Origin of the sequence: Chryseobacterium sp. C3 (assembly GCF_014218905.1) — a bacterium.
In the GTDB taxonomy this organism is placed as follows: Bacteria; Bacteroidota; Bacteroidia; order Flavobacteriales; family Weeksellaceae; genus Chryseobacterium; species Chryseobacterium mucoviscidosis.
The window spans coordinates 381,773-395,195 of sequence record NZ_JACLCU010000004.1 but is presented as its reverse complement, the minus strand read 5'-3'; the positions used below and the strand labels follow the sequence as shown (position 1 = coordinate 395,195).

The window sequence follows — 13,423 nt, the reverse complement described above, 5'->3', positions numbered from 1 at the left end:
AATTTAGAGTAAAGGTAAAAAAAAACCACAACTTAAAGGTTGTGGTTCTCTATTTTAATATGATTTTTTATAATCCGAAAAGTCTTGCAAACAGATCCGGGAAAACGCCAAGAACAACGATTGAAGCAATAACAAATACTCCTACGATGTTGTACGTGATCGTTACTTTTTCTGAAGATTTAAATGTACTTTCTTTGAAGAAGAACATGGAAATAATCAGTCTTAAATAGTAAGCAATGGAAACTGCTGAACCTAAAACAGCAATCAAAACAAGGAAAACTCCGTGTTGAGAATTCATTGCCTGAGAAAATAAAGAGAATTTCCCCATGAAACCTGCAGTTAAAGGAATTCCAGCCATTGAAAGCATGGAAACTGATGCAGTAGTTGCCAATAAAGGTTCTGTTTTTGCCAATCCTTTGAACGCTCCGAAAGAGGTTTCTCTTTTCAGTTTTTCAACATAAATCAGACACATGAAAACTCCTATTGTCGCCAAAGCGTAAGCAAATAGATAGAACGCCAAATTATAAGTAGAAAGACTCGTCATTCCGAAGAATACCAAACCGATGTATCCTGCGTGAGAAACTGAAGAGTATGCCAACATTCTTTTTGCATTCGTCTGAGCCAGTCCCATAACGTTTGCCAAAAGCAATGTGATGATTAAGAATACTCCGAAAACATTGATCCAGTTTTCTGTAACTCCGCCAAATCCTATCGTCATTAATCTGAACAATGCGAAAAATCCTGAGATTTTTACTACACTCGCCATGAAAGCCGTGATTAATGAAGGCGCTCCGTAATAAACATCCGGACTCCACATGTGGAAAGGTGCCAATGCAACCTTAAATGCCAATGCACAAAGAATCAGAAGAACGCCTAAGATGAACATTACATCTTTCGGGTTTGAAACTCCGAAGTCCTGAATTTTATATAAATCGAAACTTCCTACACTTCCGTAGATAAATGCGATCCCGAATAACAGGAAACCTGTTGCGAATGCACCCATCAGAAAATACTTGATGGAGGCTTCGTTGGATCTCAGATCTGTTTTGTTAGCTCCCGCCATTACATATAAAGGAATAGAAAGGATTTCAACTCCTAAGAACAGCGTTACCATATTCTGATATCCGAAAAGGATAATCCCGCCACAAAGAGCGAAAAGCATTAAAGCATACAGTTCAGACTGGTGGCTTCTGTGGTTGCTGAATGCAAAACCGCCCAGAAAGAACAACAATAATGTCGTTACGATTGATATTTTTGTGAATAGCGCAGTATTGGCGGTGTAGTCATACATATGTTTGTACTGTCCGAAGAAAGCACATTCCGGCATGAAACTTACCCATAATGCGATGATTAATCCCAAAATCCCAATGTATCTTGCGAATTTCCCTTGTTCAAAAACTCCTGAAAATAACGCAACAACTGCCGTTAGGAAAACAATAATTAAAACACTCATTTCTTAAAATATCAAATTAGCTTACCATTGATTGGTAGATAAACTTCAACGAACTATTCACCATTTCGATTATCGGTTGTGGGAAAATACCAAATACAATCACAAAAACCGCTAAACTTGCCAATACAGAGAATTCTACTGCAGAAAGATCTTTTACTGTACTTAAAACAGCTTCATCACCCTGTCCGAACATTGCTTTTCCGTAGAATCTCAATAAATAGACAGCACAAAGGATTACGGTAAGACCTGCAATTACTGCTGCCAATCCGTTAAAATCATATACCGATTTCAACAGGATAAATTCTCCGATGAATCCATTGGTCAACGGAACTCCCATTGAACCTAATATAATGATCAGGAACAACACCGCAAATTTAGGAGCAACTTTCGCCAAACCTCCCATTTGTCTGATGTCTCTTGATTTAAATCTCTTGTATAAAATATCGCAGCAGTAGAACAAACCTACAACGTTAATACCGTGAGCGAAAGTCTGTACCAAAGCTCCTTCAGCACCTTCAATATTGAAGTTTCCTCTTAAGGTTATTACTGCCGAAGCAAAAATACCTGCCACCATTAATCCAACGTGAGAGAAAGAAGAATATGCAATAATTCTCTTCATATCAGTCTGGATGATCGCGATTAAAGCTCCGTGAACAATTCCCACAATAGCTAAGATAATCACGATCTGTCCTGAAATTCCTGCAATCGGAAGGGGAGTGATCGGTAAAAGATAACGCATAACTCCATAGATCGCCATTTTCAGCATGATCCCTGATAAAAGCATGGAACCTTGTGTTGGCGAATAGGTATACGTATCCGGCTGCCACGTGTGGAAAGGGAAAACCGGCAATTTCACTGCAAAAGCAAAGAAGATAAACCAGAATACAACGGTTTGTTGTGTTTCGTTTAACTGGGCATTATAAAGATCTGTCAGCGCAAAAGATGCAGAGTGATTGTATACATAAATCAATCCTGCTAACATGAATAATGATCCAACGAAGGTATAAACGAAGAATTTCGTAGTGAATTCAAATCTTTTATTTTCCTGACCCCAGATTCCGGCAATAAACCAGATCGGAATCAAAGTAACTTCCCAGAAAATGTAGAACAGCAAACCGTCCAGCGAAGTGAAAACTCCTACAAGACCGAACTGCATCAGCAGGATCAAACCGTAGAATGTATTTCTGTAGTTTACATTTTCATTAAAAGAAGATAAAATAATGATGGGCGCCAGAATATTGGTTAACAATAAAAGAAGCAGACTCATTCCATCGATTCCGAAATGAAGAGAGCTCTTCATGAATTGTGACCAAGGATAGTTGATCTCGTGCTGCAATACGCTGTCTACCGTAGGATTAAAATCAAAATCCGCAGTGATGTAGAAGGTAATCAGCATTTGTACCAACGCAATTCCCAGTGCCAAATATTTGCTGGATTTATCTTTCCATGCAAAAACTAATCCCGAACCTACCAGAGGTAATAGTAATAGTGTTAATAATAAACCAGACATTATTGTAATATAAAGTTAACAATCAGTATAATTCCCACAGCCAAAGACATGATTAAGATGTAATTCTCAACATTTCCGTTCTGGATACGCTTCATGGCTTTTCCGCTGTCTTCAGCTCCTTCACCTACGAAGTCCACAAAACGATCAAGAATCCCTTTATCAAACATCTTTCCTCCGCGTCCTAATCCTTCAACAGTTTTTACAATTAATGCATTGTAAATTTCGTCAATGTATAATTTTTTAGCAGACAGTTTTTCCCATCCTGTATACTGATGTTCCGGTAATGCCTGTTTTTTCTTATTCACATAAGTATTTTTAACAAGGAACCAAACGCAGAAGAACATTATAACTGTTGCTCCTAAAAGTATCATTTCAGTCCCAAACGGAACTCCCGAAAGAGTTGCTTCCATTTGTTTAAAGCTTTCCTCGGTAAGAACAGGCTTCAGCCATTCCATTAATTTGGCATAATGACCGTGACCGATGAAGTGAGGAAGGTTAATTAATCCACCCAAAACAGAAAGAACAGCCAGTACGATCAATGGTAATGTCATATTTGAAGGACTTTCGTGTAAGTGGTGTTTTTGTTCTTCAGTACCTCTGAACTCTCCGTGGAAAGTAAGATAATACAATCTGAACATATAAGTAGCCGTAACAGCCGCTAAAACAAATAAAATTACCCAGTATACCGGATTTTTAGCGAAAGCTGCCACTAAAATTTCGTCTTTGGAAATCATCCCTGAAAGTAAAGGGAATCCAGAGATTGCCAATGTTCCGATAAGGAATGTAGCGTGTGTAATAGGAATGTACTTTTTCAGACCTCCCATGAAACGCATATCCTGTTCGTTGCTCATTGCGTGGATTACAGATCCTGCTCCCAAGAACAATAATGCCTTGAAGAAAGCGTGTGTCATTACGTGGAACATCGCTGTTGTATAAGCTCCAAGACCTAATGCGATGAACATGAATCCAAGCTGAGAAACGGTTGAATACGCCAGTACTTTTTTAATATCGTTCTGACGAAGTGCGTAGAATCCAGCTAAAGCTGCCGTTAAGAATCCGATGAATAAAATTACTCCCTGAACGGTAGGTGCCAAGGTGAATAAGAAGTTGGATCTTACCACTAAATAAATACCTGCCGTTACCATGGTAGCTGCGTGAATTAACGCTGAAACCGGAGTAGGTCCCGCCATCGCATCCGGCAACCATGTATATAATGGAACCTGAGCAGATTTACCGGTAGCACCGATAAATAAACTCGTTGTAATGAAAATGATTACCGTTCCGTCCAATTCAAATTTTCCTGCATTTTCTTTGATTGTTAAATAATCCACAGCATTTGTCTGTGAAGCTAACATGAAAATACCTATTAATAAAGCAAGGTCACCAATTCTGTTCATGATGAACGCTTTTCTTGCCGCTTTACCATACTCTTCGTTGGTGTACCAGAATCCGATCAGTAGATAAGAACACAATCCTACACCTTCCCATCCGATGAACAGGATTAAGTAGTTGCTTCCCATTACCAATAACAACATAGAGAAGATAAACAGATTCAGATAAGTGAAAAACTTATAGAAACCTTTATCGTGGCTCATATATCCGATAGAGTAGAGGTGAATTAAAGATCCGATCCCTGTGATGATCATCACCATCATTAATGATAACTGATCGATCTGGAACCCGAAATTAATCTGAACTCCGTTTACTCTGAACCATTCAAAAGCTTTTACGATAACAGGCTGGCTTTCAGAATCAAAATTCATGAAAATACTTACTGCGATGCAGAAAGATGCAAAAACCATTGCCGTAGCCAAACTACCGACAACTATTTTTGGAAGATTTTTTCCGAAAAGTCCGTTTATAAGAAAACCTAAAAGTGGTAAAAGTATTATTGCATACACTAAATTTTCCATTCTTATCCTCTTAATTTATTAAATATACTTACATCAACAGAACGGGTATTTCTATACAGCATAGCAATAATTGCCAGACCTACCGCTACTTCCGCAGCAGCAACCACCATAATGAAGAAAACTAAAAGTTGTCCGTCGCCATTACCTTTGTATGCAGAAAACGCAGCCAGTAAAAGGTTTACAGAATTCAGCATAAGCTCTACACAACCCAAAATAACAATCGCGTTTTTTCTCAGCAATACTCCTAAAACTCCCAAACAGAACAGTACTGATGAAAGTATGATGAAATAATTCAGAGGGACGCTTTGTATAAATGTATTTACTTCTCCCATAATTTTATAGATCTTTTTTACCGATTAGTACCGCACCTACAATACCTGCCAAAATAAGGATGGATGCAAGCTCAAACGGCAAAACATATTCATTAAACAAAAGTCTTCCCAGATTTTTCGTCAAACCAACTCCGTTGTCTACATTTTCAACAACGATCTGGTTCTGCTGAACACCTCTGAAAACACCTAAAACTCCAATTAACAAAAGTCCTGCTGTAAAAACTCCGGCAAATTTTAAAGTATTGCCCTTCTTACTTTCGTCTTGTTTATTAAGGTTAAGCATCATCAGAATGTAAAGGAACAATACCATGATCGCTCCGGCATACACAATAATCTGGATAATCGCAAGGAACTGTGCATTCAGAAGGATGTACATGCCAGCAATAGAGAACATTGTAACAATTAATGACAAAACAGCGTACAGAGGATTTCTTGCAAAAACGAAGTAAACCGCACTTGCCACTGCTAAAAACGCCACCAAGAAAAATAAAAACTGATCCATTATTTTACCGCATTTTTTTGTTTCTCGGATTGTCTTTCTGTGATGTCAATCCTTTCATTTATTTTTTCTACCAATTTATCTTTTCCGTAAATGAAAGAACCTCTGTTGGTTTCCACGTCCACCAATCTGTCGGTAAGATAGATCGCAGATTTCGGACAGGCTTCTTCACACATACCACAGAAAATACATCTCAGCATATTAATTTCATATACCGATGCATATTTTTCTTCTCTGTAAAGATGCTTTTCTTCCTTGGTTCTCTCTGCAGCAGTCATGGTAATTGCTTCTGCAGGACATGCTACCGCACAAAGTCCGCAAGCCGTACATCTTTCTCTGCCTTCCTCGTCTCTTTTCAAAACGTGCTGACCTCTCCAGATATCTGCTCTCGGTTTCTGTACTTCCGGATACGCATATACTGCGGGAGCACCTTTCAATACGGTTCTTACAGCATGCTTAAATGTAATCCCCATTCCTGTAAAAATCGCAGGTAAGTAGATTTTTTCAGCAAGGGTCATTTCTTTATTAGAAACAACTTTTGATCTGTTCGTAAGTTTCATTTTTTTTATTATTAAATGTTAGAAGATGGAAGCCGGGAGATGGAAGTTGGTCGCATCATCACATTTTCACATCAGCTCATTTTCAAATTAATTAATTTCCAAATGCTAAAATTACAGCTCCTGTAACAAGCAGGTTAACCAATGCCATTGGAATTAAAGTTTTCCATCCTAAGTGCATCAATTGGTCATATCTGAATCTCGGAAGTGTCCATCTGATCCACATGAAGATCAGAATTCCGATGATTGTTTTAATTAAAAATGCCACAATACTTAAAATTCCGGCAGTATTTTCTCCCCAGTTCTGAGTAACCCATTCAATTCCGGGATAATTGTAACCTCCGAAGAATAAAACAACCATGAAAGCATTGGAAATAAACATATTCACGTATTCACCGAACATATACAATCCTAATTTCATGGAAGAATACTCTGTAGAATATCCTGTTACCAATTCAGATTCACACTCAGGTAAATCGAAAGGGTGTCTGTTGGTTTCTGCCAAAGCTGCTACAATAAATACTAAGAAAGCAATCGGTTGGTAGAAAATATTCCAGTTAAGCCCCGAAACCCAAGGAATGAATCCCCATAGTTTTCCGTTTGTCTGGCTTTCAGTGATTTCTTTTAAATCTAAACTTCCCGTCATCATAATGATAGAAAGCAAAGCCAATCCCATTGCCAATTCATAAGAAATCATCTGAGAAGAAGCACGGATCGCTCCTAATAATGAATATTTGTTGTTGGAAGCCCAGCCTCCGATCATAATTCCGTAAACCCCGATGGAAGCCATTCCTATGATGAATAATACTCCCACATCGATGTTTGCCACCTGAAGATCATAAGACGTACCTGCAATATTTAAACTTTTACCCCAAGGAATAACTGCTCCTGTGATTAATGAAATAAACATCACCAAAGACGGTCCCAGTACGAAAAGAAATTTTTCTGCATTCGCAGGGGTAAAATCTTCTTTAAAGAAAAACTTTCCACCGTCGGCTAAAGGCTGAAGCAATCCGAAAGGTCCTGATCTGTTGGGACCAATTCTGTCCTGCATAATAGAAGCAACTTTTCTTTCTGCCCAGGTAGAGTAGGCTGCAATCGTTAGTGAAAGCAGGAAAAGCGCAAATACAAGTATAAGTTTAAATGTAAGTAAATCCATTTTTTATTTTAAATGTTTTGAAGATGGGAGTTGGGAGCTGGAAGTTTATCACATCGTGGCATCAACTATTCATCACATTACCAATTTATTTTATTTTTTAACGATTTTAAAGTTAAAGCAGAAGCGGAATATTTTACGGTTATAAACCTCCATCTTCCATCTTCAGACATCCAACTTCTTATTTTTCGTCTTTTTCACTGATTTCCTTTGCCATCGGATTATCTAAAACTCTTAGTTCATCTTTAGGCTTTTCGTAGTGGTTCAATGAAATTACTGAGTGTCTGTCAATATGTCTTGGACCTTCAATGTTCCAGTCAGAAAGTTCTTTTCTGTCGAAACGGCAGGTGTCGCAGATAAATTCTTCAACTTCTCCCCACTGATCTTTTCTTGCGGTAACTCTCACGATTTCGTCACCTTTCATCCAGACTACGGCTTTTCCGGAACATTTATCACATTTGCAGGTAGCGTTCATTGGTTTTGTAAACCATACTCTGCTTGAAAAACGTGCTGTTCTGTCGGTTAATGCTCCTACAGGACAAACGTCGATGACGTTTCCGATGAAATCATTATCCAAAGCTTTATTTAAGTAGGTTGAAATTTCAGCGTGATCTCCTCTGAACAAAATTCCGTGTTCTCTTTCTCCGGTAAGCTGGTTTGCAGCGAGTACACATCTTGCACAAAGAATACAACGGTTCATATTCAGTTTGATGTGCGGACCCAAATCATCGGCATCGTACGTATTTCTTTCGAACTCCGTTCTGGTTTCAAGATTTCCGTGTTCGTACCCTAAATCCTGAAGGTGACATTCTCCCGCCTGATCACAGATAGGGCAGTCTAAAGGATGGTTTACCAAAAGGAATTCCGTAACTGCTTTTCTACCTTCCTGAGCTTTTTCAGAAGTAAGATTTTTTACTTCCATCCCGTCCATTACGTTGGTTCTGCAGCTTGCTACCAATTTCGGCATAGGACGCGGATCTGCTTCAGATCCTTTGGAAACTTCCACCAGGCAGGTTCTGCATCTTCCGCCACTGGTTTCCAGTTTGCTGTAGTAGCACATTGCAGGAGGTACAGATTTTCCGCCGATTTGTCTTGCAGCTTCCAGAATAGAAGTACCCGGCAAAACTTCAGTAGTCTGTCCGTCTATCGTTATTTTGAATTTTTTAACCTCTTCGCTCATATTCTATGCTTTTCGCTTTTGCCTTAGCAATTAAGCTCTGTTTTAATTATACTTTTTTGTATTAAATGTATATCCGATTCCGGCAAGAACCTGTCCGAAAACAAAATCCTGTCTGGCTTTATCCGGTTTATTATTTAATGTCGTTTTAATATCCCACATATTGATGTATCCGGCTTTTACTTCTGCTCTCAGCATCCAGTTTTTCCAGAATACAAGGTTAAGACTGGATCTTAAATCGGTTCCCATTCCGGCAACGTGAAAACGGTCGCTTCTCTCGTTACCAAAAAGCTTTACATTACTTTTCGGAAACATAAACCCGATTCCGGCTCCGTAAGACCATACCAGATCAATGTTCTTTTTATGAACCAGATTTTTATATTTTTCAAGCCCGACATTTTCATAATTTAATCCGTCGGTATGCTCAAAAGTAAGAAACTTTTCATCGGCAAGATTTACCTGCCCGTTCTGTACCATTGCTGCATATTTCGGATCTGAAATATTTCCTGAAAAGCCAACCGTCTGATCCTGGTTCATTACATATTTCATATGATCAATTCCTAAAACCAAGGCTAAATTATCTTTAATAAAATAACCAAGTCTGAAATTATATTGTGTCACTGTAAACCAGCTTGGATCGAAATAAACAATTCCGAATTTCGTTGGTCTGTCTTTTGCAGAGACATTATTTAACTGAAAATCATAACCGTTTCCCGAGAAATGAATGTCAGAATTGCTGTAAGCCGCTCTGTTCCATCCGTAGAAAACGAAAACCTGACCTTTTTTGCTTAGTGGTAAAGGTTTTTCTTTTTTTTCAGCTTTGTATGGAGTCGCCTCCAGTTTATATTCTTTTTCTTCTAATGTATCTTTTTTTACCTGTCCGAAAACAAAACCCGACATCATTAGACCTAATGCCAATATCTTTTTCATCTTAAGCGTTCTTCTCTACAGCAGGAATCGGATCTGCATAATGTGCCAATCCGTAATTTTGTGTCTGAGACAATTCTGGGTTTTTAATGTGCCATTCGAATTCATCTCTGAAGTGACGAATAGCCGCTGCAACAGGCCAAGCCGCTGCATCACCTAACGGACAAATTGTATTTCCTTCGATTTTTCTTTGAATGTCCCAAAGTAAATCGATGTCTTCCATTTTCCCTTCTCCTTTCTCGATTTTCTTTAAAATCTTGTACATCCATCCCGTTCCTTCACGGCAAGGCGTACATTGTCCGCAACTTTCGTGATTGTAAAATCTCGCTAAAGTCATGGTATGTTCTACGATACACTGATCTTCATCCAAAACAATGAATCCTCCTGAACCCATCATGGTTCCAGTAGCAAATCCACCATCAGCCAAAGATTCGTAGTTCATGTATCTTGGTTCTCCGTTTACGGTTTTTAATAATAAATTAGCCGGAACAATCGGAACAGAGCTTCCTCCCGGAATACAGGCTTTTAATTTTTTTCCGTCCTTAATTCCGCCGCAATATTCTTCAGAGTAAATGAATTCTTCAACCGTAATGGTCATGTCGATTTCATAAACTCCCGGTTTGTTGATGTTTCCACAGGCAGAAATCAATTTTGTTCCTGTAGATCTTCCAACTCCTATTTTAGCATATTCAGCACCTGTAATTTCAATGATCGGAACTACTGCCGCAATAGATTCAACGTTGTTTACTACCGTTGGTCTTTCCCAAAGTCCTTTTACAGCCGGGAATGGCGGTTTCAGTCTCGGATTTCCTCGTTTACCTTCAAGAGATTCAAGCAATGCGGTTTCTTCACCGCAGATGTATGCTCCACCACCTCTCTGAACGTAAATTTCACAATCGAAACCGGTTCCTAAAATATTTTTACCTAAAAATCCTGCTGCCTTTGCTTCTTCAATAGCTTCTTCCAAAATATCGGGAATCCATGAGTATTCTCCACGGATGTAGATATAGGAAACATTTGAACCTAAACAGTATGATGAAATAAGCATTCCTTCGATCAGTAAGTGAGGAAGAAACTCCATCAGATATCTGTCTTTGAACGTTCCCGGTTCAGATTCGTCGGCATTTACAACAAGGTGTCTCGGAACACCTTCCGGTTTTGCAAGGAAGCTCCATTTCATTCCTGTTGGGAATCCTGCTCCACCACGTCCACGAAGCCCTGAAGCTTTTACTTCTTCAAGAATTTCGTCAGGAGTCATTTTTAAGGCTTTTTCAGCAGCTTCGTAACCTCCGTTTTTACGGTAGGTTTCAAAGTAGCGGATGCCTTCAATATGTGCGTTTTTAAGTAAAAGTTTTTTACTCATTGTTATTTGCTTCTTGCAATAGGCTTTTGGCTTCTTGCATTAATTATGATTAAACGTTAAGTGAATAATTTAAAATCTAAAATGTAGAATTTAAAATTTCTATTAGTCTAAAGCGATCTGTCCTTCTCTGCAAAGATCAAGGATCTCGTCTACTTTTTCTATCGTTAAATTTTCATGGAAAAATTTCCCTAACTGCATCATCGGAGCATATCCACAAGCTCCCAGACATTCAGCAGGTTTTAAAGTAAACATTCCGTCTTCGGTGGTCTGTCCGTCTTTAATGTTCAGTTTTGTACGGATATGGTCTAGGATTTTTTCACTTCCCGAAACCATGCAAGGTCCGGTTCTGCAAACCTCCAGAACATATTTACCTACCGGCTTCATGTTGAACATGGTGTAGAAAGTAGCTACTTCATAAACTTCGATAGGTTTGATACTCAATAATTCTGCAACATAATCCATTACCGGAACGTCTAACCAGCCTCCGAATTCTTTCTGTGCCAAATGAAGTACAGGAATAAGGGCAGATTTTTGTCTTCCTTCAGGATATCTTGCGATGATTTTGTGTACCTGTGCTAAACTTTCCGGTTTAAAAGCTATTGTTTCGCTCATATTTAAAGATTTTAGATTTTAGATTTTAGATTTTAGATGAAAATCTTAGTTCTAAAAATCTTATCAATTTTGATATTAATTTATATTTAAAGAGTTTAGATTAATTTAAAATTTATAATCCAAAATCTATAATTTCTTTTATGCGTCTAATTCTCCCGCAATAATATTCATGCTACACATCGTAACGATCGCATCTGAAATTACAGAACCTGTAATCATTTCAGGATATGCCTGATAATAGATGAAACAAGGTCTTCTGAAATGCAGTCGGTAAGGGCTTCTTCCGCCATCACTCACAAGATAGAAACCTAATTCTCCGTTTCCGCCTTCTACTGCATGATAAACTTCTCCTTTCGGTACATCTGTTTCTCCCATTACAATTTTGAAATGGTAAATCAGTGCTTCCATTTTCTTGTAAACATCTGCCTTTTCAGGAAGATAGAAATCCGGAACATCCGCGTGGAATGGTCCTTCAGGAAGGTTTTCGTATGCCTGTTTGATGATTTTGATAGATTCCCAGATTTCCTGCTGACGAACCATGAAACGGTCGTAGGTATCTCCGGAAGTTCCTACCGGAATGATAAAGTCGAAATCCTGGTAAGAAGAATAAGGCTGCGCAACTCTTACATCATAATCCACACCTGTTGCACGTAAATTAGGACCTGTGAAACCATAGCTTAATGCTCTTTCTGCAGAAATAGATCCTGCTCCGATGGTTCTGTCCATAAAGATTCTGTTTCTTTCTAATAATGTACAGAATTCTTTGAATCTTGGCGGGAACGTTTTAAGGAAATCCTTTAATAACTCATGGAATTTTGGAGTGAAATCTCTTTCAAAACCTCCGATTCTTCCCATATTGGTCGTCATTCTCGCTCCGCAGATCTGCTCATACATATCGTAGATACGTTCTCTTTCGATGAACATATAGGTAAGACCGGTAATTGCTCCGGAGTCCATTCCTGTTACACCGTTACAGATCAGGTGATCTCCGATTCTCGCAAGCTCCATTAAAATAACACGCATATAGTCTACACGTTTAGGAACTTCAACGCCGATCAGCTTTTCAACCGTCATGTGCCAACCTAAATTGTTAATCGGCGCAGAACAGTAGTTCATACGGTCGGTAAGGGTAGTGATCTGAGAGTAGTTTCTTCTTTCTGAAATTTTCTCAAATGCTCTGTGGATATATCCCACAGTCTGCTCTGCATGAAGGATTCTTTCTCCGTCCATCGTTAAGATATTCTGAAAAATACCGTGCGTTGCAGGGTGGGTAGGTCCTAAATTGAGGGTGTATAACTGTCCGTCAATCTGTTCCTTACTTTCGTATTGGTTGAGTATATTAGATAATGAGTTATCTTTCATAATGATTGCTTTTAGCTATTTGCTTCTGGCTATTGGCTCGCTGCCATTAGTGCCATTCGCTTTTTTATCTTCCGAACATGCTGTCGTTCTTGTCTGTTCTTGTTCCGTCTTCCAGACGATATTCTTTCAGCATCGGGTGGTAACCAAGATCTTCCATATTTAAAATAGGTCTCAGATCCGGATGTCCTTTAAATTTGATTCCGTAGAAATCATACGTTTCTCTTTCCATCCAGTTGGCTCCTGCATATAATTCCACTAAAGAATCTACTTCGATGTTTTCTCTGGACATGAATATTTTCAGACGTAATCTGAAGTTCGTCATCATGTTGTGCAGGTGATAAACCACGCCGATTTCCTTTTCCGGAAACTCAGGGTAATGGATTCCGCACACATCGGTAAGAAAGTTGATTTCCAATGATGAATCTTTCAGATAGTGAACGATTTTTTTCAGATCTTCTTTCTTTACTTCAATCGTTAACATTCCATATGGCTCTGAACTTGCAATAACAGACTCCGGAAATTCTCTTGTAATTGCTTCTAATACAAATTCGTTTGTCATTTC

General features: G+C 38.7%; 13 protein-coding genes. All 13 read right to left on the bottom strand.

Annotated features, from left to right (window positions below):
* Positions 1-67: 67 nt before the first annotated feature.
* The 13 genes from H6W53_RS11550 to H6W53_RS11490 all read right to left on the bottom strand — a co-directional run bounded on the left by H6W53_RS11550 (position 68) and on the right by H6W53_RS11490 (position 13,420).
* Entirely contained in the window at positions 68-1,453 is a 1,386-nt protein-coding gene (locus tag H6W53_RS11550) for an NADH-quinone oxidoreductase subunit N (protein WP_185206960.1), read from the bottom strand.
* 16 nt (positions 1,454-1,469) lie between these two features.
* Entirely contained in the window at positions 1,470-2,963 is a 1,494-nt protein-coding gene (locus H6W53_RS11545) for a NuoM family protein (protein WP_185206958.1), read from the bottom strand.
* Entirely contained in the window at positions 2,963-4,876 is a 1,914-nt protein-coding gene (gene nuoL, locus H6W53_RS11540) for an NADH-quinone oxidoreductase subunit L (RefSeq protein ID WP_185206956.1), read from the bottom strand. Before nuoL ends, H6W53_RS11545 begins: the two co-directional genes overlap by 1 nt.
* A gap of 2 nt (positions 4,877-4,878) precedes the next feature.
* Positions 4,879-5,208 (bottom strand): NADH-quinone oxidoreductase subunit NuoK, encoded by a 330-nt coding sequence (gene nuoK / locus H6W53_RS11535; protein ID WP_034703571.1) that lies wholly within the window; start codon positions 5,206-5,208, stop codon positions 4,879-4,881.
* A gap of 4 nt (positions 5,209-5,212) precedes the next feature.
* Positions 5,213-5,710 carry an NADH-quinone oxidoreductase subunit J gene (locus H6W53_RS11530; RefSeq protein WP_076393029.1) on the bottom strand — a complete coding sequence of 166 codons (498 nt, stop codon included), beginning with the start codon at positions 5,708-5,710 and terminating at the stop codon, positions 5,213-5,215.
* On the bottom strand, positions 5,710-6,267 hold the full coding sequence (locus tag H6W53_RS11525) for a NuoI/complex I 23 kDa subunit family protein (RefSeq protein WP_116098492.1): 558 nt from the start codon (positions 6,265-6,267) through the stop codon (positions 5,710-5,712). Before H6W53_RS11525 ends, H6W53_RS11530 begins: the two co-directional genes overlap by 1 nt.
* A 91-nt stretch (positions 6,268-6,358) precedes the next feature.
* Complete coding sequence (gene nuoH, locus H6W53_RS11520; RefSeq protein ID WP_116098493.1) at positions 6,359-7,423, bottom strand: NADH-quinone oxidoreductase subunit NuoH; 1,065 nt, start codon at positions 7,421-7,423, stop codon at positions 6,359-6,361.
* 178 nt (positions 7,424-7,601) lie between these two features.
* On the bottom strand, positions 7,602-8,600 hold the full coding sequence (locus tag H6W53_RS11515) for a 2Fe-2S iron-sulfur cluster-binding protein (protein ID WP_076393025.1): 999 nt from the start codon (positions 8,598-8,600) through the stop codon (positions 7,602-7,604).
* Between the two features lie 42 nt (positions 8,601-8,642).
* Positions 8,643-9,527 carry a hypothetical protein gene (locus H6W53_RS11510; protein WP_116098510.1) on the bottom strand — a complete coding sequence of 295 codons (885 nt, stop codon included), beginning with the start codon at positions 9,525-9,527 and terminating at the stop codon, positions 8,643-8,645.
* Position 9,528: 1 nt separating this feature from the next.
* Positions 9,529-10,887 (bottom strand): NADH-quinone oxidoreductase subunit NuoF, encoded by a 1,359-nt coding sequence (nuoF, locus tag H6W53_RS11505; protein WP_185206954.1) that lies wholly within the window; start codon positions 10,885-10,887, stop codon positions 9,529-9,531.
* A gap of 102 nt (positions 10,888-10,989) precedes the next feature.
* The gene (nuoE, locus tag H6W53_RS11500) at positions 10,990-11,499 is read right to left on the bottom strand and encodes a complex I 24 kDa subunit family protein (protein WP_076393021.1); all 510 of its coding nucleotides are present in this window, start codon (positions 11,497-11,499) and stop codon (positions 10,990-10,992) included.
* 138 nt (positions 11,500-11,637) lie between these two features.
* Positions 11,638-12,861 (bottom strand): NADH dehydrogenase (quinone) subunit D, encoded by a 1,224-nt coding sequence (gene nuoD / locus H6W53_RS11495; RefSeq protein WP_076393019.1) that lies wholly within the window; start codon positions 12,859-12,861, stop codon positions 11,638-11,640.
* 64 nt (positions 12,862-12,925) lie between these two features.
* Entirely contained in the window at positions 12,926-13,420 is a 495-nt protein-coding gene (locus H6W53_RS11490; RefSeq protein WP_076393017.1) for an NADH-quinone oxidoreductase subunit C, read from the bottom strand.
* Positions 13,421-13,423 lie beyond the last annotated feature (3 nt).